Genomic DNA, 25,731 nt, shown 5'->3' with positions numbered 1-25,731 from the left:
TGGGTTCGGCGATCCGACTCCCGCCGCCCGGACCGAAAACATCGGCAGCGCTGCCTTCGAGCTGGGCCTTCCACGATGTGATCTGATTGGGGTGAACGTCGAACTGCTCCGCCAGTTGCGCCAGCGTGCGGTCACCCTTGACGGCGGCAAGTGCCACCTTCGCCTTGAAAGCCGGAGTGTGGTTCCGCCGTGCTCGTCTGCTCATCGTCTCTCCTGATTCGCGGGTCAATCTTGCCCGCCGTCAGGCAGAAACTCCACTTATCGCGCTGTTCAGATTTGCGGGACCAGCTCAGACCTCAACAGGATCAGCCAATATTGCGAGCTTCGTCTTTATGCGAAAGGGCCTTTTGACAGCCGGCCCAGTGATATGATTGCAATCGTTGCTAGCAAGACGAGCTGGAGCAAATTTGCAGTGGATGCTGCCTTGGCTAAAGGCCGGCTTGCGCATCGTGATACCACGGCAATCACCGGAACATATACCGCCCGTCTTGCTCCGGGAATTTATGCAGGCGTGGGATTATCATACATTCATAACCCCACAAGCATCACGCACACGCCCCAAACTGAACACGCGCTCAATCTGTTGGTATCTACGTTGATACTCTTCTGATCATCGCAAGTGCCATTCTGGTTCCACCTTCTCGAGCCGCATGGGACTTGAGCTTCGCGATCTTGTTGAGGAGACCGGCTGCATCTGCGCGAGACGAACCGTCTAGGGGTGCGCCAGCTGTAAGAGCTTATAGAGAAAAGATGTCGTTGGACCCCAAGCAAGGTGAAGCGGAGTGTTCAGGAGAAACTGGTCCCGAACGCCGCGGTTATAAAGGCGTGCCTCTACGATCCGCAGATCAATCGAACCTATGCGGAAATGGCGGCGCATTACGGCGCTGCCATATTGCCGGCGCGGCCGCGCAAGCCGCGCGACAAGGCCAAGGTCGAGCAAGCCGTCCTCGTTGTGGAGCGCTGGCTCCCCGGCCGCCTGCGCCATCGCACCTTCTACAGCCTTGCCGAGGTCAATGCGGCGATTGGCGAGCTGCTTACGCGGCTGAACGAGGAGCGGTCGATCCGGCGGCTCGGCGTGACGCGCCGCAGGCTCCTCGAGGAGATCGACCGGCCGGCGCTCAAGCCCTTGCCCGTAAGCCCGTATGTGCTCGCGGAGTGGCGGATTCGCCGCGTCAGCCTGGATTACCACGTCGAGGTTGAGAAGCATACTACAGCGTCCCGAATCGCTTCGCGCGTGCCGAGGTCGAGGTGCGGTTCACTGCCCGCACCGTCGAGATCTTCCACAAGGGCGAGCGGATTGCCGCACATCAGCGCATGACCGGCAATCACAAACACATCACCGAGCCGGAGCACATGGCCTCCAGTCATCGGCGCTACGCCGGCTGGACCATCGCGCGCATCCGCCAGGACGCCGCCGCGATCGGGCCGGCGACCAGCGCGTTGTGCGACCTCATTCTCGACGAGCCCTCGCATCCCGAGCAAGGCTTCCGCGCCTGCCTCGGCATCCTCAGGCTTGCCGCCTCCTATGGTCGCGAACGGCTGGACGGCGCGGGCGATCGACATCGGCGCGCGCACCTACGGCTCGGTCAAGTCGATCCTCGCCAACAATCTTGATCGGCGTCCCGCTCCGCGGACGACGCGCCGATCCTGCATGCCAACATCCGCGGTGTCAATCGGCGTTCGACTGGGGCTCTGACGCAATCTTGGTGCAGCTCCGATTACTCAGCGCCGATTAGTCTCGCTTGAAGCAGATCGAGTTTGCCGCGGCCGTACATCTGACGTCTGACGAGCTTGAGGCGCGTGATCTGACCTTCGGTCTGGCCATTAGACCAGGGCAAAGTGATTGCTGCACGGACCGCTGCTTGTCCCTTGCGACGCCGCTGGCGAACGAGGCGACGAGACTAGCGCGGGCGCGCTCTATCCACGTCATGAGACCCGCCTCCGTCTTGCGCCGGATCATCAGATGCAATTCGGCAATGATCTCGCGTGCCTCGACCAAGGTTGGCACGCCAGCTTCGATCGCCGCGATCGTCACGGTCTCTGCTTTCGTGAGCAAGTCCCGCCCGATTATCATGAGGCGCGCGATCGTTCTGGCCGACGGAATCCTCTGAAGGTTTTGTGTGTCGGTTCTTTCCGCCCGTCGTCTGCGGGTTGCCCACTCGCTGACGACTCGGAGCGAGCCGCGGAAGCCCCGCCCTTTAACGCCGCCAAAGTTCAGCCCCGTTACGGCAGCCGGACGCCCACTGCTCGTCCAGCCATGGTAAATGCAGATCCAACGAACTTTGTCGGGTTCGGAAGACGTCGTGGCGTTCGTCGCGGACCACCTGTCGCACCAGCTTCCTGCTGTGGCCGGTCTGACGCACGATCTGCTTGATAGGTATGCCGTTCTTCGACAGAGCCAGGATGGCCGCGTTGGTCTCCTCACGGCGCAAATAGCCTTCATACTGAAGACGCTCGGCGGCTGTGAGCAGCTTGGGGTCGATCGTGGTCGCACCGATCACGGTGCGGATCTGGCGCATCGACTTGCGCACGGCCTCGAGGAAAGCCCGACTGGCGTTCTCCATCAGATGCCAACGATCGGCGACCTGTACTGCATGCGGCAGGGCCTTGGCCGCGGCTTCGCCGTATCCGCCACCACGATCACGGGCGACGATTGCGATCGTGGGATGCGCAGCGAGCCACGCTTGTGCAGTTGTTGGTTCACGATCCGGCAGCAGGGTGACCACCCGACGCCTCTCCAGGTTGCAGACAATGCTGGCGTATCGGTGATTGCGCCGCCAGGCCCAGTCATCAATGCCGATAACCCTGAGCGGGTCAGTTGGGGGACGGCTTTGGCGCCGAACCACCCGCAGAAGCGTGTCCTTGCTTACCGGCAGCATCAGCCGCTTTGCAAAGCCTGCTGCCGGTCGACCGCCAAGCGCCAGGCCGAGGTGATGGACGATGGAGTCCAGCCTTGCCGTGCGTCGCGCCGATGGCGCCAGTACGCCTTCGGCGAAGCATTTGGCGCCCGCATAGGACGGCGTCACAGCGGGAGCGGCGGGCGATCACCAGGAGCTGGACGATCCGCCCCGAGCGCGGCAGATGGGTAACGCGGCTCGATAGCGGCTATGGACACGTCGGGAAGCCGTTCCGCACGATGGACACAGGCCGACGCTTCCGGACGTCCGGACCGTGATGACGGCTTTATCACCTCATAGCACGCACTCTCTACAATAAATCCAAGCGGCACCAAACTGGAGCGGTGGAGTGCCTGCTGCATGGCGCTGATTCTCCTCCAATCAAAGCGCCAGACATCCCGCAAACTGCATCAAAAGTGATGGTGTGGAACGGCCCCTTCGAACCGGCATCAAAAGTGCCTAACGTGGTCGCGTAGAGAGGCGCCACAAAGGAAGGACCGTTCCATGGAGAAGATTATCACAGTGGGTTTGGATTTGGCCAAGTCGACCTTTCAAGTTCACGGCATCGCCGAAAACGGGAAAGTCTTGGTTCGTCGCACATTGCGGCGATCGCAGGTTCTGCCCTTCTTTCGGAACCTCCAACTTGCTTGGTAGGTATGGAGGCCTGTGCGAGTGCCCATCACTGGGCGCGCGAGATCGCGGCACTGGGCAACGTTGTTCGCATGATGCCGCCCGCCTACGTAAAGCCTTACGTCAAACGACACTAAGACCGACGTGGCGGATGGACGTAGATACGCCCTCGCCTGGCAGGCGGGAATTTTCGTCACTCGGCAAGACCGAAAGACCCTCATCTTCCGGAGCGCATTGCCAAGGCGCAAAAGCACTTTGGCAGCGATGGTCGAGCCTTCACGATCGATCTTTAGGTACCGGCGCGGAGCAATAATAGATATCGCTGCGGCGGTTTGGGGAGCCTCATAGTTCGAGGCCACGCTCGGCGAGCACACGTTGCATGACCTCGCCTTTGATCTCGCCAGCGATCTCGTTTCGGACTTGGGCTCCGAGCACCCGCTCGGCATCCGGATCGCCTCGAAGACCATACTCGGCGAGGCGCTGATCCAAGCGGGTTTGAAACTCTTCGCCCATGGCCTCGACCAGCCGGTCTTGCACCGCTGCATGTTCGTCCGGAGCGATGCGCCTCAGCACCGTCTCCCAGGGTTGCCAGCGGATTGCCATGTAGTCGGTGAACTGGCTTGCTTCCCGCTGCCGAACCAGCTCGAGCGCCTCCGTTACATCGTCCTCGCTTACGTGAGAGACCGCCAGGAAGCGCATGTCAGGGGCGACATGACTGAGCTCCAGCGGCTCGCGCAGCCGATGTTGATAGGCCAGGTAGACTTCGATGTCGTCTACGATCGGGTTTCCGCCTCCGCCTTCTCGGCCGACCTCACCTTGAACCTCTCGACGGCATTCGCGATTTCCCCAATTTCGTCCTTGCGACCAAGACCTTGGAGTACAACATCGAAATTGCCCTCGGCCGGCTCGAGCATCGATGCTGTCAGATTCCGGATCGGGCTGCTAATGCTGCGCGAGGTAAACACCGCGAGGAGGAAACCCAGCAGCAAACTAAGAGCGCCAAGGATCAAGGCTATCATCACGCCCAATCCAAGGTCATCTTCCGCCTTTCACGCAGTGGCTCTCGAAGCCTTCTCGCAATCAATTGCGAGCGGCTCTGAGAGTTCGTCAACCCGACCACCGGCGGCGAGTGCTGAACTTACGGCCGATTTCGCCGCGGGCGTATCTAGCGCGCTATTTCTTCCTCTAAATTCCTTCAGTCCGAGCGCCTTCGTTTCATCGTCCTCGATAGCTCTTTTGAGATCCAGCACTCGCACCGGCGTCCGAAGTCCTTGGTGTCGGCAGCGAGATCCTCAAGCCGCGCAAATGTACGCCTATAGGTGTCTGCGGCCTTCCAATGCGACGGATCATCGGTTGTCAAGGCCATCCATACATGCATCCGAGCTTCAAATACTTGCTTTTCGATGCGCTCATCTTCGGCTACGTGGTCTTTTTGGCGAACCACAGTCGGCAACAATCCGTTCGCGCTCCGGGAGTTACGGATCGAGTAACCGACAATTTGCAACGGACATCAGAAGAAGCGATCCAAACCCAGCATCAATCGACCGGTGATTTTGATGTTTGCGAACGCTTGTTGTGCCTCTCTGCTAAAGGGTGGTCGTCTTACCTCGAATATACTTCAGCGATCCCATCGGAAAACGAGGAACGTCAGCTCTAAAGTGGCAGATTTCCGTTTGGCGAGAGCAAGCTCTCGCTCGATTAGATCGAGATCCGCTTCCAGCCTGGCCCCAGCTGACGAATCGGCGATCTTGTGTATGAGCGCTCGTATCTGACGATGGTTCTCCTTCAGCGTGGCAATCGCACTCGCGATCGTGAGCTTGGCGTTGGCGCGGGCGGCTTTGAGCCGCTGATTTGCACCTCGACCGGAATCACATGCTATTGCGAACGGCGCTAATGGCGCCTCACGCTTAGCAATCGCCATCGTTCGCATTGGCTCAGCGCGCCGCATGGGCGCACCAGGTCGACGAAACTTTACGACATTGAGCATTTTGAACCTCGACCAAAGTGCCTCAAAAATACGAGCGTCGCAGTCATGCGAATGGTTCTGCGGCTAACTCGACTACATGCGCAGCGGCTGCGTGTTCGCTCCGGTTGTATGTCGGCCGAAGTTAACAAATTTCTTTAAATGCAGGTCGTCCGCTTTGCGCGCGTCGACGACTACCGCATACTTCGTTTTAAATTTGCAGGGTCCACTGGCAACACGAACGTTGAATTACCGCGCCCGCCACCTGAGCTGCGCAGAAAATCTTCGTGGCCGGCGACAAAATGCACTCAAAAAGCATTAGAGTCTCTCCGAGCATGTACCACGTGGGTTCGAGCGGTTAATCCAGCCACCGACGACCGCGCAAAAAATTATTGCGTTGCCGACAGGCAGTCGACGAAGGCAGTGAGTTGAGCGAGATCCGACGGCCCGGCTGCCCCTCATGGTCGGCGCCCGCGCCGCATACCGCGCGGCATCCAACCCTATGTCTCTCGATATGACTTCTTACTGCGGGGAAGCTGGGCGTTTCGGCATTCCGATGATGAGCCGGTGCAAGCTGACCTGTAGGCAATGGGGCACTTGTACATAACGGACGGAAAGGTCCCGGGGATCGCTGCGCACCGGTCTCTCCGGATGCAAAGCAGCTGTTTTGACGGGTTGCTGGCCGAAAGCGCCTCGCAGGCCGGTAGCTGCGCCATCCTCTATTGTGTTCCTCCTCTGGACCGCCGGATCACCGCAGATACTGATCTGCAAATAGAATGCGGGCGGACGGTGCCACAAGCGAACGCGACGCCCTGGGATCAAGGTGACCTTCTATTGGGCAGGGCTAGCGGTGGCAACGATGATTGTCGCCGTCAAGCCACGGAGGAGGTGCGCAGGCTGGAGGAGAGTTTGAACCGATCATGGGCTTCGACCTAATGACGGACTCGCCCGATTGCAGTTTCACGTCTTGAGCGCGGTCGCTCTCTAGATTGGTAGAGCTGTTTCTTACAAAAGCGTGAGGTCCAGGCTCTGCAACTTTTCGGGCAAATACAGTTGCGCTGCCGAAAGCCATCGCCGCCACCGCGGGCCGGCAGCGCCGAATGCGCATAGGGCTGCAACTCCGATAACAGGCGGGTTTTACTCATGCACGATGTCTGAAATGCTCTTCTGCCCGATCATTCAGGACGGATATTCGCTGACTGATCGACACGATTATTTCGTCTCGCTTGTTTGGGTCATGCATTCCAGTACCCACCAACGGCATATTCGAGATACAATTTCTGATTCACGGTGCATGTCCCGTCGTCGCCAAACCGCCAAAAGCGCCCGGGCTCGAAAACGGTGGCGCAAAGTCGACATCGCCACGCTGGGTGACGCTTCGGCACACGATGCTCTGAGGCAATTGGCGATAAGCTGGTCTTTCATAGGATCCGGCTACACCGGCACGGCCCGGAAAACGAATTACCTCGACATAACCATTTAGAGCTGCGTCCGGGACGTGGACCAGCGCCTAGACAAGCACCTCCTACAATCCCGGCAGCCGTGCCAGTGCCAGCATCCACCCGCTCCAACAGTACGAATCGTTCGAGATTTTGCTGGGTAGGCTGGTGAGCAGGGGGACTTTGTCAGCGGCGGACGGGCGCTGTACTTGCATTGATCCGTGAACGAGCGGGGTCGAATTGCCTTCAGATCGCGACATTTCGCTTCTGTTTCGCTACGAAGACGGAAGACTTTCCGAGCTTCTAAACAAGAATGAGAAGACGCCGCTCGCGTTCCTCGTTGCGCAGATTTCCGCATTGCCCTTAGCTGGATCTTTGAGAGTATTTGCACCGGTCACATTAATGACGACCGTGTGCTGAACCCGACAGCAAATTGCGATTGAACTGATCTGAGATCGCAAGGAGATGATGGTCTGAACCAAGCTCGCGCGTCCTGGCATGTCCATTGCTAGGAAGTGCCTGTTACATCATGCGACTGACTGGATGCAAAGGCCGAGTCAGACCCGACGTGCCGTCCAAACCAAGTCTCTAGCATAGAAGCGGCGCTGTTAACTGCCGCTGCGCCAACGGAGCCAGGTCATGTTGATCGACACATCCGAAATCTTCGACTCCATTCGCATCAATAAGCAGGAGGCGCAGGAGCGCCAGCCCGCGGCGCTATGCGAATGGCCTGGCTGCCAGAACAAGGCTACCCATCCCGCGCCCAAGGGCCGCGACAATGCGCGCGCCTATTGGCGCTTCTGCATCGAGCATGTTCGCCAATACAATCAGTCCTACAATTTCTTCTCGGGAATGGACGCGGAAGCGGTCGCGCGCTACGAGAGGGACGCGCTGACCGGCCATCGTCCGACTTGGAGGATGGGCGAGAGCATCAGCGCAGACAAAAACAGCACTGCCAATTTCGAGGACGACTGGCATGCCCTCTGCACGCTCGCCGAGCTGAACGGACGCGCCGGTGCCCGCCCGCGCGCGAAGGCCAAGCTCGAGGCGCGCACGATTTTCAATGCCCAAGGCAAAGCGTTGCAGCTGATGGGCCTGAATGCCGATGCGACGCTCGGCGAGATCAAGGCGAAATACAAGGCGCTGGTCAAGCAGCACCATCCCGATGCCAATGGCGGCGACCGCTCCAGGGAGGATCGCCTGGTCGAGATCATCAAGGCCTACCAGTACCTGAAGACCGTGGTGCGCGAGCGCTAGCCCGAACATCTCAGTGGGCCGCAAACGGCGCTTCGGAAGTGGAGTACGGAACCACCCAGCGCCTTGCTCTGGCTACGCTGGCAGTTTGGCTTCCCTGGCTAACGCTATCGGCCGAGCATGGCGAACAATCGACCATGATGAGCGGTTCGTTTCGTTGCGCGCAGCGATCGGGAAAAAGGGCCGGATAAAGGATGCGGCAAGAACCGTGCGCAAATGGCGGCCGCCTCGGGCCAGCGGTCAGTTTGTGGAAATGCCAAACGGTTCTGTCCAGTCCTGACGGCTGAGTCGCTACTGGGCGCGGTTCGATTTTCGACGCTTCAGCAGGACTTGCGCACGATCGATCCCTCGTTGTTCGAGCGGCAACACGAAAGTACAAACCTTTCCGTGGACACGCGTTGGCTGTCTGGAAAGGGTTACTGCGCAGAGGCGCTCCGTCCAGACCTATTTGCGCGGTGGTGCCGGATCAACGATCGATCACGAGAGCCCGATCGATCGCAGGGTTGAGGGCCGGGTTCTGACGTAGCTCCGGGCTACGGCGCCAGAGCTACTCACCTATCTCGAGGGCTCTGCCGATCGCCGCGAGGCAAGGTAGGCATCGTGAACTTGAGCGCTTTCAACGTGCATCGCGTTGATCAAGCACACGGCTATCGCACGGTGCTAGAGGGGGGCTTCCCCTGTCGTGAGTAGCTGCTTGATGGGTTTCGATTTCCCACAAATTGTCCCCGACGACGGAGCCCAACGATGTCGGTGAAGCGTGACAGCCCGCGCCGCCGTCTATCTGCTCTCCTCCGTCATTTAATCCCAGGAGCATCGTCGTTTCCTCACCGTCAGTTCCGCTTTGTGTTAGCTCGATCTCGTTCCGTTGGCAGCCAATCTGTGGCACCGCCGAAGAACACTCTCAACGACCATCTCGAGGCTTCGCTATCGGTCAGTTGATGGGAGTGAGGTTCGCGGCCTGAGGGGTTAGCCCCTGCCCCGAAGGATCTATATTCGGCATAATAGCTCGTGCTCAAGGAATTGGTCTTGCCGGGAGCCCATTCTCGCCAGCCTTCCGCAACGACCTGCGCATCTATCTTTGTCGACAGAAAAACCACTGTGGCGTAAGGCCGCCAAGGGCGCCCAAGCGCGATGTCGCGCGCGGCAGGGTCGGCACTTAGGCTGCAATGATCAAAAACATAGCCGCTGTCCTCATCGGGAGCAGCCTTGCTCTGTGCGGTAAAGATGACCGCTTGATTGGCGATGCCGTGCAACTCGCATCGCCGGAACCAGGCCTTAGCGTTGCCAAACACGAAATCGACATGCCCTTCGATGTAGCAGTTCGAGAAGTATTGGCGTGACATTGTGCCGTTCGGACCCTTGCCAGCAAACAGCGTGTCCTGGGCCCCGAGCAGGCGGACACGCGCAACGACGTCCTTGTCTCCGGTAAGAGACAGTGCAACCGCTTGCGAGGATGGATTGGCCGGATTGAGGGCGTAGTCGTTCTGTATAGTCAGATTCTCGAGCCGGAAGTCATCGCCAGCGGCACTCAACGTCGCCGAGCGGACGGTTCCTCCTACATTGATGGCGCCGTCGCCGTAAACAATGACGGTATCCTCCGGATTGCTACCAGTCCCTGAGAGATGAACGCCCGATCTGGAGATTTTGACCTTCTCACGATAGATACCCGGCGCGATCCGGACATCTCCGCCTTCCGGCGGTAATGCATCGATGGCTTGCTGCACGGAGTGATAGTCCGCATTTTCGGCATGCGACACCAACAGTGGCTTGGCGTACGCCGACGGGATGCAGAAACATCCGGCCAGAAGTACAGCGCGGCGAACGACAACCCTCATGTGATCTTGCATTCGTTGAGTTAGCAGCATCTTCGACGCAGTTGATAGGGCTTATCTCAGCGCGACAGCCGCCGCGCCAGCCAACACATTTTCACTCCAAATCAGACCCTGCACGTCACCTTCGCATTCCGAGGCTTGCAAGCCGTCGGACAATCGCAACGAAGTCGCGGCATGAGGCTCACTTTCATCAACAACCGGTAGTTTTGGACCACATGCAGAACTCGTCACCCGAACTCGGCGGTTGATGTCGTGCTTACCGTTTGCCGTCGCGGAATGCGCTGGAACATACCTCCGACCCGCGCAGCAGCGGTCCGGCAGCTCGCCGCGGCAGCGGCGGCGATACGTCGGAGTGATCTGCGGTGACTTTCGCATGCTCAACTTGCCAAGTCGCGGTCTTGGAAAATCGGACGTCTTCGAGTGTCACGTCAAGTGCATGCCCCTCGTCTAGGCCACGCATCAGCAACACACCAGTGTCACCATGCACATGACGGAGAACGATTTGCCGATAGACCGGAATCTTAGTGCCTTGAGCGTGCGGATCATACTTCGCGTCGAAAGACACCGGCCACCGGTTGCCCCGCAGGCACACGTACTCATAAGTCACACCTTCGACCAGACCGCCTCGACTAACGTCGCTCTTGATGCGCAGACCCGACGTCGTTCCATCCAACGTCAGATTACGCACCAATATGTCTCTGGCACCGGAATTCACCTCACTGCCGATCGACATCCCATGCCCCCAGCCAAAATAATTATCAATGATCGAGATATGGCTGCTTGGGCCATTGCCGCCGGCCTTGATCGCGACGTTGTCGTCCCCCGTACGGATTAGGCTGTGGGTGATGGTCACGTCCTGACTCGCGCCAAGGTCGATGCCATCAGTGTTGCGGGCATCCGCCGGCGAATCGATTGTAAGGCCCCAAAACGTGGCACCTTCGCCCCGGTTCATTGCGACATGAAAATTAGGAGCGTTGCGCAAGGTGACACCAGAGAACGTGATGCCCTGCGCATGATCGATCTGGATCAAGCGCGGGGCGTTCTGGTTGCCGCCCTCGGCTTGAGCGCGCCGGGCTAGCTGCCACCATGTTTCAGCACTGCCGGCAATCAATGCGCCGCCCTGACCATCGATGATGCCCTCTCCGTAGATGCCGCCGCCACGCGTCTTAGAGAAGCTGATGAATGGCCGGCAACCATCGCCCTTCTCCGCAATGCGCCCACATTGTCCGAGACCCTTGTCGTAAGCAGCAGGTTCTGGGATGGCGATCAGCTTCGCACCACGTCCGACCCATAAGGTCACGCCTGACTTCATCTCGAGTGGGCCCGACCGGTACTCGCCACTTCCTAAATACACGGCGGCTCCGGAAGGGCATTGATCGATGGCATCTTGCAACATGGCCGTATCTTGTTTCCCAGACGGCACGGGACGGTCGCACACTGTATGAGGTGCAACAGGTTCACTGATAACCCGGCGGTCTTGCGCGTTCGCGGCGGGGACGCCAAGCATGGAGGTGAGTAGGGACAATATGGCCCAGTTACGAAAACGCTTTGTCATCGACCTCTTCTTGCTTTGTCACGCGCATCTCTGCGCGTTGCTGTCTGTTAGGGAGCGCAGGCTCAAGCGAGCCGCCGCGCGCGCCACTGGCCCGCGCAAGATGACATTTATAAGACGCAACATCGGCCGGACCGGGCACCCGCGCAGTTGCATCTTGCATTTACGGAAGAACGTGGCGTTGTCGGATGGCTCATGGTCTAACCGCTTCGTCAACGGTCAGCCTGCTCACATCCATCAAGCGCGGCATCAGCCGTGATTCAGCTTTTTGCATATGTACTGCGTCATTACTCGCGCGATCCCTTGCATCTGCGTTCGGCCGATTCCTAGCCACAAGCACAGATAGGAGCGCCTGCAGTCCTCGACAGGCAGCTACCGTTCGGCTACGAAGGCCGTACCGTGTGTTGCTCGCTCAGCAAGCGATGGACTCGACATCGGCTCGCCGAAAGGCAACAAGAAACGAGCGCTAGGGGCTAGCGCATTCGCACAAGTTCGGGATCACTGCCGTGGTAGACGCCTCGGCGCCATCATCATCGAGCTGTCGCCGGCTTTAATTTCCGGCGAGCACTGCCCGCCTTCACCATCGCGAGAATGTAATCATGATCCGCGCGAGACACATTCTTCGGCGGTTTGCGGCCGAAGAGTTGGGCAAGGCCGGTGGGAACGGCCACGCGCGCTGCGTCCAATTGTTGCTCAAAGGCGTCTTGTTCAGGCAGGTTCGGCTGCTGATCGTCTAAAACGGCATCCTGTACCGAGAGCATTGGATATGTCGAAATTGTGCGAGTCCACAACAACCAATCGTCCAAGAGCAGTTTGATTAGTCGGTATACGGAAAAGCTTTCGAGAAGCTGACGAGGTTCCGGCCAGCACCTGACTTACATTCGCACCGGGAATGCTCTGCCTGAATGCCTCACGGACTAAGTGACTGCTGTTTGTCGACTTCCGCCGAACCACAATGTGCGGGACATAGTCAGCCAGTTCTCGTCACCATCCATGCAATTGCGGATCAGGCGATGTATCCGCAATCACGACGGCAAAGGCCGTCGCATACCTTGCGCGGAGGCTATAGCGGAGCGTCACGATGACGCGCGACCAGAAAGGTCTACCGGCATTTTGGACGCCTGGAAGACGGACAAACCGACCGGACCGGCCCTGAACAAATGTAGAGAGCTCTTAACATTCATCTAGGACATGTGCGTGAGCAGCAGCCGAGATAGGAAGCTCGGGTCAAAAACGCAGCTTACCTCCCTCATGTGGTGTTACTCCGCACCCATACGCCGGCCAACGCACCACAATCACCAAAACGCCCAGCGCATCGCATGGCCTCCACTTCGCCCGTTCGGACCGTAAAGCGATGCGTCTCAGTTTGTTGGTGGCGAAACCTGCCAGGGTAAACGTGCGTGGCTTTCAACGGTCCCATAATCGACTGAAAAACGCCACGGGACCCTCCTTGTCAATGGCATCATCGACGTTTCGCGATTCCGGCGATCGCGCTCTACACATTGGATTGGTTGCCGCAAGGTCGCGGTTGCGTTCATCAATCGACGGTGAAATTGCTCGACGCTCCAGCCTCCGCTCCAACTCCGCCAATCCTGCCTTACATTCGGCGATAACTGATCGGGCACAAAGCAGCTTGACTCTGAGCTCGTCCATTTGCCTGACTATTTTCTCTGGATCCCAATCGTCCTGCATCAGCTCACGACCATCTGCAAACGCCAATGCAAAGCCGGCGCTTAGCTCCCAGACTTCCGCTCGGCACCTCGCCGCTTCCAACGCTTGAGTCACGGCTTAAAACTGATGCAAACGATCGTCCCAAAGCATAACGTCCAACCTTCGTGGGTATCATATTGATGAGAAAGCCATTCGTCGCGAGTCCGTTGCAGGACCCGGGTTCTGGCTGCCAATGCAAAACGCGATCCGAACATAACCGCGCGTTCGCGATGCTAGCTGGCGGTTTGGGTAATGCATCAGGAGACCGGCCTTGATGAAGTCGGCACGGTTGATCTCAATACTCGGGTCGGGTGCTGCATCAGCATCGTGGTGAAAGTGGTGTCGTCAAAGATAGCAACTGGCGTGCCAATGCACTCGAGCATTTCTATAGAGAACACGACGTAGGCGTTCCCGCGCCATCTCGTTACTGGCGCCCTATTTGTTGCGCCTGAAACAATCGATGTTTTGAGCAAGACAGCGACAGTCTCGCAACCGCGAGGTCCGTAACAGCGCGACAGCACTCTGTGAAAAACAGAACATCTATGTGAGCAGCCCCCGAAACAAGACGCTCTAGCCAAAGACGCGGCGATACGTCCAGTATGTGGTGCTACCCTGCGCGCATCCCCTGGCCAACGCACCGCGCTCAACCAAAAAGCCGAGCCCTATCGACAGGGCCGCACCCAGTTGTCCGATTCGCCCGCCGGGTTCGCCCCCCCATGCGTCTCGAGATCTTCACCAACTCCGCAACGAAAGCTTCGCCGCTAACGTGCGCGGCAGCATCTTTCAGCAATCCCATGATCGACTCGAAAACGCCACACCGGCATCAACAGCATCGTCGACGCTGCGGGATTCTTGCGATCGCGCGTGACGTATTGAATTCGTTGCCACAGAGTTGCGCTGGCGTTCATCGATCGGCGATGAGACTGCTCGACGCTCAAGCCTCCGCTCCAGATCCGCCAATCCGGCCTTACATTCCTCGACAACCGATTGGGCGCGAAGCAGCTTGACCTTGAGCTCGTCCCGTTGCCTGAGTATTTTCTCAGGATCCCAATCGTGCTGCATCAGCTCATTGACCATCTGCAAAGCACCGATTTAAGGCCGCCGCTTAGCTTCACGAACACAGGCTCGGTATCTCGCAGATGCCCGGCGCTGAGCCACCGGCCAAAAGTGAAGCAAACAATCGCCCTGGGGTATAACGCATTTGCAGCGGTGTGCACCATCTTGTTGAGGACCGCCATTCGTCCCCAGCCCTTTACAACATGATCGGATTCGGCCCGGCAAACCGGAGCGCGCGATACGAAGATGGCAGAGTTCGTGACGTAGGTGCACGGTTTGAAAAGCGCATCAGGAGACCTCTGCTATCGATCAAGCGGGCAAGTTCATCTGAATACCTCGGCCGGATGGTGAACGAGCATCATAGTCGCAATTGGTTTCGTCACATCTTGAGGCAACCGGCATGCCAATTCCGGTTGAGTGTTTTTATGAAGAAACGATGTCGGTTTTCCCGCAGCACGTAGTTGCAGGCGGCACTATTGTCGCGATTGAAACAAACGACGTCTTGAACGAGACAGCCAAAGCCGTAACCACGACAGCCATAGCAGCGCTCACTATGGCATCGGTCGATATTGAGAGAAGATTTTGCGGACGTCGGCCAGAATGCTCTCACCATTTTGAGCGGTGCGTTGTTGTGTGAGAACATGCTATTGCTGGCCGTGGCGCGATGATGCGAACGCGAGCGCAGCGATAAGATCGTGTCAGCGAGGGCAAAGGGTTAGCTGAGCGCGCAATCCGGGGCAGCGTGTTCATGAGGAAGACAGCAGAAAGAAGCTCGCATCGCGGCCTCGTCGTTGGGGAAATGGGTAGCTCGCCGTCAACTCACCGGCGAACTCGCCGCAACTGCAACACTCGCCACCCCGATCCTTCACGCAGGTCGGACAGATCGCGATGATGGCGACGGATCTGGCCTGGATCGGCCATATCGGCACTTAGGCGCAGCGGCAGCAGCCCTTGCCGACATAATCTTGTCGATTGGCTTGACCTTCGCAGCCGGTGCGATCTCGGCGGTGGGTCCGCTCGCGGCCCAAGCATGTGAGGCGGTGGACGGAGCTCTGGTACGGCGATCGGTGCGCATGGGGCTACCGGCCGCCGATCATGGTTTTGCCGCAGCAGGGCGAGCAAATTGTGATTGTGCTCGGGGACGAACCAACCAACGCGCGGCTAGCTCAACAATATCTGTTCAGGCCGGCCTGGGGCATCTTGCCGGCATTGTGGTTCCTGGCGATCCGTAGTTTCATGCCAGCAGTCAACTGCCCAAGGCAGCCTTGTTGATCACGCTCGCCACCATCCGACCAACGCACTGCTGGCCTATCTGTTGATCACCCGCCAATTCGGCTTGCCGCAACTCGACTTGTTCGGAGCCGCCCTCGCGACCAGCCTCGTGAACAGTGCGACTTCCCTTGCGGGCTTTGGTTCGTCACACAACGTCGCCTGTTTCGCGACTACCAGGAGCTCCGATATCTGTGCGGTTCGATTGGCCGTTGATGCCGCAGCTCATCGTGATCGGGACGCCGGTTTCGATTGCCATTTTAACGGAATCGGGCCCTTTTCTGCGACGGCGCTTCTGATGGGTGGTAATCAGCACCACTGCCGTTGCAGGCCATGTGATTCCCTTGCAGGTCGCAACGGTTCTGTTCATGACTCCATTCTGCATCGGGATGGCGGTGAGCGTACCTGACGGACACGCACTCGGCCGCAGCGATCTGTCCGCCTTGGGCGAGCAGGTGCTACCGCCATGCTGCTCGGAATCCTGATCGCGGCGATTGCCACGATTGCGGTGGTCGGCACTCGGCTTGAAATCGCCAAGCTGTTCGTCGGCCAATCGGCTACCAACGCCAACGCCACGAGGCAGGAGCCGCCCTACTCATGGCCTTCGCTCTGAGGAACGCAGACGTTGTTCAACAAAGGCCGACGGAGATCGTCGACCTGGGAAGCTCATCGGGATCCACAGCGCGTTGATCCGCGCGCATTTTCTCATGAAGCTCTGGCAGGACTGGATCGAGTTCTTCCTGCTCGAGCGTCTTGGCTCCATCTTCCGCCATGTACGCTGCCAGAGCCGCGATACCGGAGTCCGGCGGACATCGAGCGGGTGCCGATTTTTTGAACGGCACTTGTCCCAAGCGCTCGGCAATTTCGACGCTCATGAGGTGAGGACCGATCGGTCGATCGACCGCGCGTTCGATGGTGCGGAAGATCCAAGTGCCGTCCGGATCGATGTCCGACCAATGAAAGATCGGCGTTTCTTCGGATACCAATCTTGCGATCGTCCGCAGCGCCTGCTGGGTGGCAAGCGAGGGGTATCCGCCGACATACATGGTCGTTCCTAATCGACCGGGATCCGCCTCGGCGATGTGCCGGTTGAAGCTTGCGAAGTTTTCGATTGTCAGAATGTAGGCCGGCGGCTCCCGGAAGCGGACGCGATCTGCTTCCTTGGGACTGATCCCGAGATAATGCGGAGAGATACCGGACAGGTCGGCTCCATCGAGGTCGATCTTGCCCGCGATCAGAAGCGGCGGGGCGAAGCGCTCCAGTCCGATCGCTCGCAGTGCCTCGCGCGGGCGGGCGCCAGGCGGAAAGTCCATTATGCCGCTCAAAAGCCGGACCACGGCACCCTCGATGCGCTCGAGTATCTTGCTGTGCCCCACCGTACGTCGCGAGAAAGTTTTGTAGTCGACGTCCAGATGCTTATTATCCAGGATCGCCTGGGCGAGAACGAATGCGTGGCGCAGCGTGTCGACGTCTGACGAACCGAATCCGTGCCATGTCTTACCCCGCGCCCACACCTCTGCGATTTGAGAGCCACTGTTCTTCAGGTACTCGTGCAGCGCCACTCCGGCTATAAGCCGCGCGGCGGCGTCCTCCGCGATGCGTGACGCCGGCGTGCGGTCAAGGTATGGGTATAAGATCTCCGCCGAGGCCAACCGCACGTGCGCCACTTGGTCCCGCTTCGCGCCGCGCCCCCAGCCAATGGACACCGCGCCGGCACTTTCGGCTTTCCTGATCTGGTTCAGAAAAGCGTCCGCCGCGACGACCGACGAGAAAGCGGCATAGTCGGGGTGGGCGATTGGGCTTGTGGCCCCGGCCTCGAAGCGATCGAGCAGGTCGTTCAGCAGGCCGATCGCGTCTGTGAAACGTCGCGCCATGACTACTCAGCGGCCAGACGGGTGGCGAGCTCGTCTTCGGACATCAGGTCGGGATCGATGGCCATCAGTTCGCGCTTGGCCTTCTCTTTAAGTTCCACCACTGTGGCCCTGGACTGTTCGCCGATGCGGTCCACCTCCACGATTGTGTCCATGTGCTCGAGCACGGCGACCCGCTTCTCGAACGGCGCCGCGATCACGAACTGCAGGCCGAGGTTTTTGTAAAAGCTCATCATCTGCCGCTGGTTCTTGCCGTCCATCTTGGAGAAGGCCTCGTCGAACATGGCCAAGGCGAAGCCGGCGGGCTTGCCGACACGACGCTCCGCGCTGCCGTAGACGGCGGCCAGCGAAGCGCCGATGGCGACGTAGATGGGCACCTGCTGTTCGGCGCCGGATCCGGTGCCGCGCCGCTGCTCCCAGCGGGTTGAACGGCCCGTAGCGACATCCTCCATGTGAATCTCGAAAGTGTAAAAGTTGCGGTAGTCCTCGAACTGGGTGAAGTCCTTATCGGGATCTTCGAGCAATGCCTCGAGCGCAAGGATCGTATCCTTGTGCGGGAAGTCATCGGGCACGTCGCCCCGGAACAGCATATCGAGGGCCTCCGGAGAGGTTTTGGCGATCTCGATGATCTTCAGGATGGGCTGGAATTCCACCATCTGAGTGCGGTGGAATGAATAACGCTCGTTGTGGAAGGGATGTGCGTAGAGGCTACGGTTTAACGATTGCAGCTCCCGCTCCATCTTGCCGATCCGGGCCGTGAGCGCGTTGATGAACTCGCCGCGCAGCAGGGTGGAGGCCTTTTCCGCCGCTTCCCGCGCCTGCCGTTCGTACTGGCGCAGCTCGTTGGATTCGATGTCCGAGATGAGCTGTTCCATCCAGGGCTTCACCTCCCGCAACGGCTCGCTCTCCGCGCCGACTTGCGAGCTCATCCCGAACTGGTCGAAGTAATCGTAAAGGAGCTCGCGGACCCGTCGCTCGATGCGGAGGCGTTCGGCGTCCGAGGCGTCCGCATCCTTCAGCGCTCTGTCGGCGATGGCGCGGTGTTTCTCCGCGAAGCCCTTCTGGGCCGCGGCATTGAGGCGCTCGCGGTACACGATCCTGCCCTTCGCGGCGGAGTAGAGCGGGAAGGTCTTGCGATAGATCGACCGGGCGACCCGCAGGTTAAGCTCGGAGCCGGGTACGTTTTCGCCCTCTCCGAGCCTCCTTTCTGCCGATCTGACCTCACCGTCATGCTCGCCGAACGCCTTCTGCTGGATCTTTCGCTCGTCGAGCCTCTTCTCCTTCAGCTTCTGCTGCGCTCGTTTTTTCTCGCGAAGTCCGCCGTCGCCCGCCCCGTCCAGCGCTTCGAGCCTCGCCTGGGCTTCGGCGATCTCGGTCTGCGCGGCCGCGAAGGCAGCGGCGCAGGCCTTCAGATCGTCACGTCCCTCGCAGATGTTCTTCAGAGCGGCAAAGGCCTGCTCTGCCGCCTGGGCCTCCTTGCTCTTTTCAGTGTGGAGCAGATCCAGTTCCTCGGCCTGATCCTGCAGGGAGCGCAGGGCGTTCGCCTGGGCCGCCTTTCCAATCTTGTGCTGCGAGGCTTCGATCCAGCGATGGGTCCTTACGAGGCCGTCGTCGTAGAGGCCGTCCTTCATGATAGCCCGGCCGGGCCTGTTGAACTGATCGAGCGTGTCCGCGAGGCGGACTGTGCCGTAGCGGCGCATGATGAAGGCCATCGCGTCCGGATCCTGGCTCCGGAAGATCGAGGGGAAAGTACCGCGCTCCGGCTTGGCCCTGAACTGCTCGAGCTTGTTTAGGCTCACGAGCGATGCATGGCGAAACTCGCGGCGACCTTCCTTGAAGATTGACGTGGCAGCGCTGATATCCGCTCTGTCCACGAACACGGCTTCCCGGTCGCGGCCGAGGAGCGCCTCGGCGGCTCCTACCCATTCGGGTTCGGCGACCTCGATGATGTCGCAGAGCACGCGCGGGGCCATTCCGCTCTGCCGCAGAATGCGGCAGAGGAGTTCAGTGTCGTGGCCGAGATAGGCCCTGGCCCCTCCGGCGGTGTGCTGTCGGATCCGTTCGAGCACCTCGTCACGGCGGCCTCGGAGGCCGGAAAGCTCCGCGATGATCCTTTGACGCGCTTCGTCGATCTTCGGCAGCCATTTCGCGCCGCTTGCCGCGAAGGACTTCTCGGCCGCGGAGAGCTCGTCGGAGACATGCCCGATGTCGACCCCGGCGGTGGCGGTCAGAAGGCTCTCAAGCGCAGGAACGAAGTCCTCGAAACCGTCCGCGCACATCGCGCGGAGCGGCTCCAGGCGACGGATGTTCTCCATACGAGCCTTGAAGTCCGCGGAGGCGCGGTGCGCCGCCTGCCCGGCAACATCGGCGGTCTGCTGCAGGGACTTTCTGCCGCTCTTGGCATCGTGCTCGGCGATCGCGGCCGTAAGGCGTTCGATCTCGTTATCGATGGCCTTGACGTCGTCGTCGATGAATTCGAGTTCTTTTGCTGCCGCGTCCCGGCGCGCCATCTCGGTACGCCGCTTGGTCTTGAAGTCCAGGTTTGTCGCGCGCGCCGCGAGCCAAGTCGCGCGTTTTGCGATCCACTCCTCCCTGAACTTGGTCTCGAGCGCTTCTTCAAGGGTGCCGAGGACGACGCGAAGCGCCCTCAGGGCTTCGAGCCTGAGGCGCATCTTTCTGATGGTTTCGCTGATATTGCGGTATGTCTGGATCGACTCGCGCAGCTCCTTGATGCCGATCGGACTGTCCTCGAGGATGTAGTTCCGCACGAACTGTGTGGCCGTCTGGTTGTGGTCGAGCGTCATCGCGTTGACGATCGATTTCTGCAGGGCGCTGGCGTTCTGCTCGCCATAGGGCGAATGCGGCAGAAGATGGCGCATGTATTCGCGGACGTAGTCGCTCGCCCGGTCGCGATGATTGACGAAGTTGCCTTCGCCGACCGCAGCGACGATCCGGGCGCGCACGTCCTCCCACTGGGCCGGGAATTGCGACTTTCCTCGCTGCTCGATGAAGTCCTTGGAGCGCAGAACGGTCCCGACGGCGACGAACAGTGCCAGCACGGTTTCCCTGCTGTCGGACTTGCGCGCCTCAAGCGCCATGCCGATCGTGACCGGCGGTCGATCGCCTTCCTTGTCTTCGAACCCTAGCGCCACGTAGGTGCGCGCCTCGTCACGCCGGCGCTGGTCTTCGCCGAGCGTCCCAAGGCAGTAATCGACGACGCTGCGCTTCGAGCCGCTGCGCGATTTTCCGCTGTCGCCGGCGACGGCGTTCAGGCGCAGGAACCGCCGGCTCGCGCCGGTGAGAACGACCTGTGCCATGTCGAGTATTGTCGATTTGCCGGACCGGTTCTCGCCCAGGACCCCGACGTGTCCTGTCACGTCGATGTCGGCGACGTCGAACAGGTGCCAGTTCACCATCGTCAGGTGGCGTAGCTCCATCATGCCTCGTCTCCTGCGGGCTGCGGAAACCGCGCCTCCTCGCTACGGACGTAGCGCTCAAGCCGTTGGAGGGCATCGCCGCCACTGATCAGCTTGACCATCGGGCGGATCCTGATCTCGCAGTCCTGCTGCTCGTCGTCAAAATCACCGATCTCGACCAAACTGCGTTGGGCGGCCTCGCGCAGGATGTCCCGGAAGCGGGCGGGCGAGATCGCGCCTCCGCCGCCGTGCTGCGCCATCTCGCGGTAGCGATCGAACAGATCGTTCAAAGTGGCCACTACGACGGCCCGGTCCTCGACCGCTCCGACGTTCACCTCTTGTTGCCAGTGTGCCGCCAGCACCAACACAACAATGGTTTCGTCGAGCTTCATTCGAGGCAGCGGCACGTCCTCGTCCATGGCGACGATGCCGGCCCACTGCGCTTCCGGATCGCGATGGACGCGATATCCGCAACTATCGAAGAAGCCGTCGATCAGGTCGCGGAAGCGGCCGTCCATGATCGTGTTGTAGACTGTCCCAGTGCGGGGATCTCCCGCGAACACGAACTGCCGCCGTAGCAGGAAGTGCAGCGCTTTGCGGAGGTCGGCTGCCTTTTCCGCGCCGAAGGAGCGCTCGACGTTTTCGAACTCACTGAGCACGGGCTGCCTCCGCTTTCCGGAAGTCGCCGGCTCGCCTGACCACGAAGTTCGCACATCGAAGCCATTCGCTGTCGTGGGGCGGCGTGTCTGGGCGCGGCTCCAGATCGAACCCGGCCGCGACCTGCGCCGGAACTTCGCCCGTCAACGCATATCGGCGGGCGCAATCGAAGGCGAGAAAGTCGTCCACGGTATCGATTTCCATGAAGCGGGCTTCCCTGGTCGCGAATGGCGGCACCTGGCCTTCGAGGAATCGTCTGACATCCTCGGGGCGGGGCGCGATGCGAGCGATGTACTCGAGGCGGAGTTTCTTCCGCAGTTCGTACAGCGGGTCCGATGGCGGCTCGGCGAGCTCCCTTGCTTCGACGGGACGGCGGGGCTGCCTGGCCGGCGCCTGATGGTGCTCGGACCAGGGGGACCGCAGCGGCTCGATGCTCCATTCGATAGTCGCCTTGTGGTGTCTGCCGTCCCGCATTAGGGCGTCCAGGCGCCGCACCAGGTCGCCGGCGCGGCTGACGAGTCCCTGCCCGCCCCGCTCGGCGTACTTAATGGTGTTGCGGACCCGGGCTTCGAGCTGCCTGCGGAAGGCCTCGATCCTATCGAACATCTCCCCGATCTGTTCAAAGATGCTTTCGATGGCCAGCAGGTCGTCGGCCGCGGCCATTCGACCGTCCTCGATATCGGCTGCCATGCTGGAAGCTGTGTACTCCTCGGCGAGGACCTGCATGGTTTCCGGGGTGTAGGAGATCCTCCGCGCGAGATCGACGATAGCGTCGCGAAAGCGGTACGGATGGTTGACGGTGAGGATGGACTCGAAATCCTTCAGCAGGAGCTGGTCGACAAACTCCTCGAAAAAGGCTTCCAGCCGGGTAGCTACTGTTTTCGACTCCATGACCGTCCGCCGGATCCGCTTCAGGTCGGCCAGAATGGCCCGCAGGCTCTTCGTGAACTGGTCGGCCTGATTGCGCGCCTCGCGGACGGCGAGCGCGGCTTCGCGCTGCTTGCGGTCGGTGATCTCGGGCCTCAGTTTTTCGACGGCCTCCAGGTTGAGGCGGATTTGCACGATCAAGCCGCCGAATCGCTGCGAGAGATCCTTGTTGAGGCTCGCGAGCCGCTGGATCACGAGCAGCGGTCCCATAGCCATGTCAACGGTAACGCGAAGCCCGTATTCCTCCTCTTCAAGCCACCCCCAGGCGAGCAGCCGGGCGTACAATTGTCGGGCAAGACCGAGCGCCTTGTCGCCCTTCTCGGAAGCGAGCGCGACGTCGGCCTTCCGGATCCGGCGGCGTCCCGCGGAGATCATTTCTGGCAGGCTGCCGAAATCATCGCCTTCATTCCAGAGGCCGGGATTAGCGCGCATGACGTCATAGATGGCATGGACGACCTGCTGGGGGGTCGGAAAGGACGGCGCGCCTGAAAAGAAGCGTTCGTGGAGGTCGAGCAGACAGGCCGCGTACAGGTGCTTGTGATCGCGCGAGAAGGCCAAAAACGCGTCGTCATGCAAATGGCGGAACAAGGACAATCGCTATCACTCCTTGAATCGGCATCATCCAAAAAGGGATGCAGCTTGCCGTCCCGACACTCAGAATCTGCCTTGGGAGATACCCCAGTCGAGATGTATCGCAATTCTGCTGCAACTGGAAGGATATGTTCACTGTATGTTCGTGTATAGCTTGGCAAAGAGCTGTTGTCGAGCTTTAGCTCTCGCCATCACCAGTGCGAGATCGGGCGTCTTGGTCTCCAGGTTCGTCCTCAAGGGCTCGTCGATCGCGTTCCGCAGCGCCTCGACAAGAAGCAAAAGAACGTGCTGCGCCACGACATCAAGGTCAAAGGCGAACGTAACGCCGAAAGCACCATGGACTTCCTGCATGACGTCGGCAGCCGCGTCATCGGCCGGCTGAGATTTCAACGGACGGCTTCCATCCCTACGGCGGAGCGATCCGCAATGCCTTCGGCCCGAACCCCTCTCATGGCGTGATCGTAAAGACCTACTCGGTAATGCATCTGGTGAAGGAGCGCAGGGCCGCTCTCGCCCGCCGCCGAAGTAGCGGTAAGCCGTGACGTAGTATCTGGCGATGCCGATCAGTACGTTTCAGCCAGCTATGTTGAGCGTCAGAACCTTTCGCTGCGCATGGCTTCGCGCTGGTTCACCCGCCTCACCAACGGCTTTAGCAAGAAGCTGGACAAACACGTTGCGTGCGGTCGCGCTGTACGTCGCGCACTACAATCTGTGCCGCGTCCATGAGGCCTTGCGCACGACGCCAGCTAATGCGCTAGGCGTGGCTGACAAGGCGTGGAGAGTTGCTCAGCTTGTTTGACGCCGCACTCTCCGTGGCGCCTGCACTGCCCACTCAGACGCCGCCAGATCGTCGCCGGAAGTTCACGGTAATTCAGGAAGGGAGGCGGGGTCAGTCATAATTACTCATTAAAAACCCTTGCTGAATCAATGATTCTGATACTCTGCCATCCAAGGAGATTCGGATGGCAGACCCAACTTACAATTTGAACGGCGGCTTTAAGCCGACAATGAAAAGGGTCGCTGATCTCAGCGGGCCTGATTTTTTCCCCACCCCACCGTGGGCAACGTTTGCTCTGATCGACAATGAAAAATTCACCGGCGAGATTTGGGAAAGCGCGTGTGGTGATGGGACGATGTCCCGGGTGCTAGAGCAGACCGGGCAGCCCGTTCGCAGTTCTGATTTATACGATCGCGGCTATGGCGAGATCGGCTTTGACTTTCTTGAGCCGAAATGGTCAGCCGACAACATCGTAACCAATCCGCCTTACAACTGCGCTGAGGGCTTTGTCGCTAGCGGCGTCAAGCATTCGAACCGCAAGTTCGCACTGCTGTTGCGGCTTGCCTTCTTAGAGGGCGCGAACCGCGCTAATACGATCTTCGCAAAGATACCACCCGCTCGGGTCTGGGTTTTCAGTGAACGTATTACTTTCTATCCTAGCGGCGTGGAGCCCAAGGGCAGCGGAACGACGGCTTATGCATGGTTTGTTTGGGATAAAGAAGCGCCGGGCAGAACCGAACTGAAATGGTTCAAACCCGGTTATAAGGCGAAGTTCTCCTAACTAGGCTGCAACCTCGCACCCCGGCAGCGCCAAGCCGCCGGGGATGGCGACAAGCTTGCCTTCGTAGATGGCGTTTCCGGGCGACGCTTTATGCGAGGCGATGTTGCGCACCTGCTGCTCCCATAACGCCTCGCCTGGCCGGGTCGGGGATGGCGCTAGGTCTTCGGCTGAAAGCGTTAGATAATTCGGAATTTCTTCAATCAACTCTCTAATGGTCGCACGACCTGTAGCTCGATCGGTAAGAACTTTGATGGCCGCTTCGGCAACTTCAGCTTCGGTAACTCGGGACATATTCCCCTACCTCCATTCTGGTGGAGTCCAGAGATAGGTTCGCGCAATGGTAGTTGGAGTCAGTATAACTACGGTGTGTAATTTCAGTGGCCTACTTTGAAATCCCGAGTGGCCCATTTCGGCCAGTACCCCAGCCCTCGCGTGCCATGAGCCTTGAGCACGATGTGCAGCCATGTTTCAGGCGGTGAGGCAGGCAGGCTCGGTGCTAGGGCGATGGGGCTGCTGCGCCTTCCGGCGCTGGATCCGCTTGCTTCAGGCGCTCTAGGTAGCCGCGCGCGCGCGAAATCACCGCTTAGACCACCGTTTCCAGGATGGGATCGCCGCCGGCAGGCAAGGCTTCGATCTCGGCTTTTGCCGCCATTGCATGGTGCGTCACGGCCTGAGCAATCTCGGAGACGCGCCGGATCGTCTGCGTTGGAGAGAGTTTGCAGTCGATGGCGAAGCGCTCCCAGTGGTTGCGTCCGAGCTGGTCAGCCTGCTTCTGCTCGCCGATCTTCTGCGCCATGTTGCGGGTGATCTGTACGCATACGATGAAGACCGCCAGATTGACGCATGCGCGCGGGCAGAGCGAGCTCTATGATCGGTTGGGTGAAGGTCAAGCGGCCTGCTGACTGGCGGGCTTGTCGGTTTGGCGCAGGAGCTTCCATTCCCAAGGCAGCAGTTCGTGCAGGCGCGAGCTAGGGAGATCGGCGATACGGGCGAGGACATCGGCGAGCCAGGCCTTAGGATCAACGTCGTTGAGGCGGCAGGTTGTGATCATCGTCAGCATGATGGCGGCACGGTCCGCGCCACGCTGGCTGCCAGCGAAGGTCCAGTT

Annotated in this window: 19 protein-coding genes and 5 pseudogenes; 6 read left to right on the top strand and 18 right to left on the bottom strand. The window is 59.8% G+C overall.

The genetic code is table 11. The features are described from left to right. On the bottom strand, positions 1–205 hold a 205-nt coding region (locus E4K64_RS36990; RefSeq protein ID WP_135165941.1), incomplete at its 3' end, for a transposase. 63 nt (positions 206–268) lie between these two features. Here E4K64_RS36990 and E4K64_RS36985 point away from each other — a divergent pair. Next, a pseudogene (locus E4K64_RS36985) lies at positions 269–610 on the top strand (carbohydrate porin); the annotation flags it as partial. Positions 611–796: 186 nt separating this feature from the next. Next, a pseudogene (locus tag E4K64_RS36980) lies at positions 797–1,668 on the top strand (Mu transposase domain-containing protein); the annotation flags it as partial. A gap of 50 nt (positions 1,669–1,718) precedes the next feature. On the opposite strand, the pseudogene E4K64_RS40795 reads toward E4K64_RS36980, so the two are convergent. Next, a pseudogene (locus E4K64_RS40795) lies at positions 1,719–3,259 on the bottom strand (ISL3 family transposase). A 142-nt stretch (positions 3,260–3,401) separates the two neighbouring features. Here E4K64_RS40795 and E4K64_RS40925 point away from each other — a divergent pair. Then, positions 3,402–3,658: pseudogene (locus tag E4K64_RS40925) on the top strand (IS110 family transposase); the annotation flags it as partial. 211 nt (positions 3,659–3,869) lie between these two features. Here E4K64_RS40925 and E4K64_RS36960 read toward each other — a convergent pair. The 3 genes and pseudogenes from E4K64_RS36960 to E4K64_RS36950 all read right to left on the bottom strand — a co-directional run. Then, positions 3,870–4,319 (bottom strand): annotated as a pseudogene (locus tag E4K64_RS36960) (NEL-type E3 ubiquitin ligase domain-containing protein); the annotation flags it as partial. Then, on the bottom strand, positions 4,301–4,546 hold the full coding sequence (locus E4K64_RS41690) for a HAMP domain-containing protein (RefSeq protein WP_126261369.1): 246 nt from the start codon (positions 4,544–4,546) through the stop codon (positions 4,301–4,303). The gene E4K64_RS41690 and the pseudogene E4K64_RS36960, both read right to left, overlap by 19 nt. A gap of 599 nt (positions 4,547–5,145) precedes the next feature. Beyond that, a complete protein-coding gene (locus tag E4K64_RS36950) occupies positions 5,146–5,514 on the bottom strand; it encodes a hypothetical protein (protein WP_126261370.1) in 369 nt (122 codons plus the stop codon). A 2,054-nt stretch (positions 5,515–7,568) separates the two neighbouring features. On the opposite strand from E4K64_RS36950, the gene E4K64_RS36945 reads away from it, so the two are divergent. After that, a complete protein-coding gene (locus E4K64_RS36945; protein ID WP_126261371.1) occupies positions 7,569–8,186 on the top strand; it encodes a J domain-containing protein in 618 nt (205 codons plus the stop codon). 827 nt (positions 8,187–9,013) lie between these two features. Here E4K64_RS36945 and E4K64_RS36940 read toward each other — a convergent pair. From E4K64_RS36940 to E4K64_RS36915, 5 genes are all read right to left on the bottom strand, one after another. Continuing rightward, positions 9,014–10,018: a pectinesterase family protein gene (locus E4K64_RS36940; protein ID WP_126261372.1), complete on the bottom strand. Its 1,005-nt coding sequence runs from the start codon at positions 10,016–10,018 to the stop codon at positions 9,014–9,016. 253 nt (positions 10,019–10,271) lie between these two features. Beyond that, complete coding sequence (locus tag E4K64_RS36935) at positions 10,272–11,411, bottom strand: glycoside hydrolase family 28 protein (RefSeq protein WP_235884918.1); 1,140 nt, start codon at positions 11,409–11,411, stop codon at positions 10,272–10,274. A 686-nt stretch (positions 11,412–12,097) separates the two neighbouring features. Continuing rightward, positions 12,098–12,328, bottom strand: coding sequence for a hypothetical protein (locus E4K64_RS36930; protein WP_126261374.1), 231 nt, complete (start codon positions 12,326–12,328; stop codon positions 12,098–12,100). Positions 12,329–14,060: 1,732 nt separating this feature from the next. Further along, positions 14,061–14,354: a hypothetical protein gene (locus E4K64_RS36920; protein WP_126261375.1), complete on the bottom strand. Its 294-nt coding sequence runs from the start codon at positions 14,352–14,354 to the stop codon at positions 14,061–14,063. Between the two features lie 1,396 nt (positions 14,355–15,750). Beyond that, positions 15,751–15,972 (bottom strand): hypothetical protein, encoded by a 222-nt coding sequence (locus tag E4K64_RS36915; RefSeq protein WP_126261376.1) that lies wholly within the window; start codon positions 15,970–15,972, stop codon positions 15,751–15,753. A 96-nt stretch (positions 15,973–16,068) separates the two neighbouring features. Between E4K64_RS36915 and E4K64_RS40790 the strand changes: the two genes are divergently transcribed. Continuing rightward, the gene (locus E4K64_RS40790) at positions 16,069–16,215 is read left to right on the top strand and encodes a hypothetical protein (RefSeq protein WP_167772435.1); all 147 of its coding nucleotides are present in this window, start codon (positions 16,069–16,071) and stop codon (positions 16,213–16,215) included. A 16-nt stretch (positions 16,216–16,231) separates the two neighbouring features. Here the strand turns inward: E4K64_RS40790 and E4K64_RS36910 are convergent, their stop codons facing one another. The 5 genes from E4K64_RS36910 to E4K64_RS40785 form a co-directional block, all read right to left on the bottom strand. Next, on the bottom strand, positions 16,232–17,476 hold the full coding sequence (locus tag E4K64_RS36910; RefSeq protein ID WP_126261377.1) for a Wadjet anti-phage system protein JetD domain-containing protein: 1,245 nt from the start codon (positions 17,474–17,476) through the stop codon (positions 16,232–16,234). 2 nt (positions 17,477–17,478) lie between these two features. Further along, the gene (locus tag E4K64_RS36905; RefSeq protein ID WP_135167515.1) at positions 17,479–20,913 is read right to left on the bottom strand and encodes an SbcC/MukB-like Walker B domain-containing protein; all 3,435 of its coding nucleotides are present in this window, start codon (positions 20,911–20,913) and stop codon (positions 17,479–17,481) included. Next, complete coding sequence (locus tag E4K64_RS36900) at positions 20,910–21,548, bottom strand: DUF4194 domain-containing protein (RefSeq protein ID WP_126261379.1); 639 nt, start codon at positions 21,546–21,548, stop codon at positions 20,910–20,912. The genes E4K64_RS36905 and E4K64_RS36900 overlap by 4 nt, the downstream gene beginning before the upstream one ends. Further along, positions 21,538–23,067 (bottom strand): Wadjet anti-phage system protein JetA family protein, encoded by a 1,530-nt coding sequence (locus E4K64_RS36895; RefSeq protein WP_126261380.1) that lies wholly within the window; start codon positions 23,065–23,067, stop codon positions 21,538–21,540. The genes E4K64_RS36900 and E4K64_RS36895 overlap by 11 nt, the downstream gene beginning before the upstream one ends. Before the next feature lie 129 nt (positions 23,068–23,196). Then, complete coding sequence (locus E4K64_RS40785) at positions 23,197–23,454, bottom strand: hypothetical protein (protein WP_164719051.1); 258 nt, start codon at positions 23,452–23,454, stop codon at positions 23,197–23,199. Between the two features lie 572 nt (positions 23,455–24,026). Here E4K64_RS40785 and E4K64_RS36885 point away from each other — a divergent pair. Continuing rightward, positions 24,027–24,623 carry a hypothetical protein gene (locus E4K64_RS36885; RefSeq protein ID WP_135167514.1) on the top strand — a complete coding sequence of 199 codons (597 nt, stop codon included), beginning with the start codon at positions 24,027–24,029 and terminating at the stop codon, positions 24,621–24,623. Here E4K64_RS36885 and E4K64_RS36880 read toward each other — a convergent pair whose 3' ends face one another. From E4K64_RS36880 to E4K64_RS36870, 3 genes are all read right to left on the bottom strand, one after another. Continuing rightward, positions 24,624–24,914 carry a hypothetical protein gene (locus E4K64_RS36880; RefSeq protein ID WP_126261381.1) on the bottom strand — a complete coding sequence of 97 codons (291 nt, stop codon included), beginning with the start codon at positions 24,912–24,914 and terminating at the stop codon, positions 24,624–24,626. It lies immediately after the preceding gene. Between the two features lie 292 nt (positions 24,915–25,206). Then, positions 25,207–25,419, bottom strand: a complete 213-nt coding sequence (locus E4K64_RS36875) for a hypothetical protein (RefSeq protein WP_126261382.1) — start codon at positions 25,417–25,419, stop codon at positions 25,207–25,209. Positions 25,420–25,509: 90 nt separating this feature from the next. Then, the coding region (locus tag E4K64_RS36870) for a transposase domain-containing protein (RefSeq protein ID WP_135167513.1) at positions 25,510–25,731 on the bottom strand (222 nt) is incomplete at its 5' end.

Source organism: Bradyrhizobium frederickii, from assembly GCF_004570865.1.
GTDB classification, from domain to species: Bacteria; Pseudomonadota; Alphaproteobacteria; order Rhizobiales; family Xanthobacteraceae; genus Bradyrhizobium; species Bradyrhizobium frederickii.
The sequence above is the reverse complement of the archived record's forward strand: the minus strand, read 5'-3'. Positions and strand labels throughout refer to the sequence as shown.

Excerpts from the sequence above, each read along its gene's own strand:
- E4K64_RS41690 (WP_126261369.1), bottom strand. The coding sequence starts at position 4,546 with ATGATAGCCTTGATCCTTGGCGCTCTTAGTTTGCTGCTGGGTTTCCTC.
- E4K64_RS36950 (WP_126261370.1), bottom strand. The coding sequence starts at position 5,514 with ATGCTCAATGTCGTAAAGTTTCGTCGACCTGGTGCGCCCATGCGGCGC.
- E4K64_RS36945 (WP_126261371.1), top strand. The coding sequence starts at position 7,569 with ATGTTGATCGACACATCCGAAATCTTCGACTCCATTCGCATCAATAAG.
- E4K64_RS36940 (WP_126261372.1), bottom strand. The coding sequence starts at position 10,018 with ATGAGGGTTGTCGTTCGCCGCGCTGTACTTCTGGCCGGATGTTTCTGC.
- E4K64_RS36935 (WP_235884918.1), bottom strand. The coding sequence starts at position 11,411 with ATGTTGCAAGATGCCATCGATCAATGCCCTTCCGGAGCCGCCGTGTAT.
- E4K64_RS36930 (WP_126261374.1), bottom strand. The coding sequence starts at position 12,328 with ATGCTCTCGGTACAGGATGCCGTTTTAGACGATCAGCAGCCGAACCTG.
- E4K64_RS36920 (WP_126261375.1), bottom strand. The coding sequence starts at position 14,354 with ATGGTCAATGAGCTGATGCAGCACGATTGGGATCCTGAGAAAATACTC.
- E4K64_RS36915 (WP_126261376.1), bottom strand. The coding sequence starts at position 15,972 with ATGAACAGAACCGTTGCGACCTGCAAGGGAATCACATGGCCTGCAACG.
- E4K64_RS40790 (WP_167772435.1), top strand. The coding sequence starts at position 16,069 with ATGCTGCTCGGAATCCTGATCGCGGCGATTGCCACGATTGCGGTGGTC.
- E4K64_RS36910 (WP_126261377.1), bottom strand. The coding sequence starts at position 17,476 with ATGGCGCGACGTTTCACAGACGCGATCGGCCTGCTGAACGACCTGCTC.
- E4K64_RS36905 (WP_135167515.1), bottom strand. The coding sequence starts at position 20,913 with ATGATGGAGCTACGCCACCTGACGATGGTGAACTGGCACCTGTTCGAC.
- E4K64_RS36885 (WP_135167514.1), top strand. The coding sequence starts at position 24,027 with ATGGCAGACCCAACTTACAATTTGAACGGCGGCTTTAAGCCGACAATG.
- E4K64_RS36880 (WP_126261381.1), bottom strand. The coding sequence starts at position 24,914 with ATGTCCCGAGTTACCGAAGCTGAAGTTGCCGAAGCGGCCATCAAAGTT.
- E4K64_RS36875 (WP_126261382.1), bottom strand. The coding sequence starts at position 25,419 with ATGGCGCAGAAGATCGGCGAGCAGAAGCAGGCTGACCAGCTCGGACGC.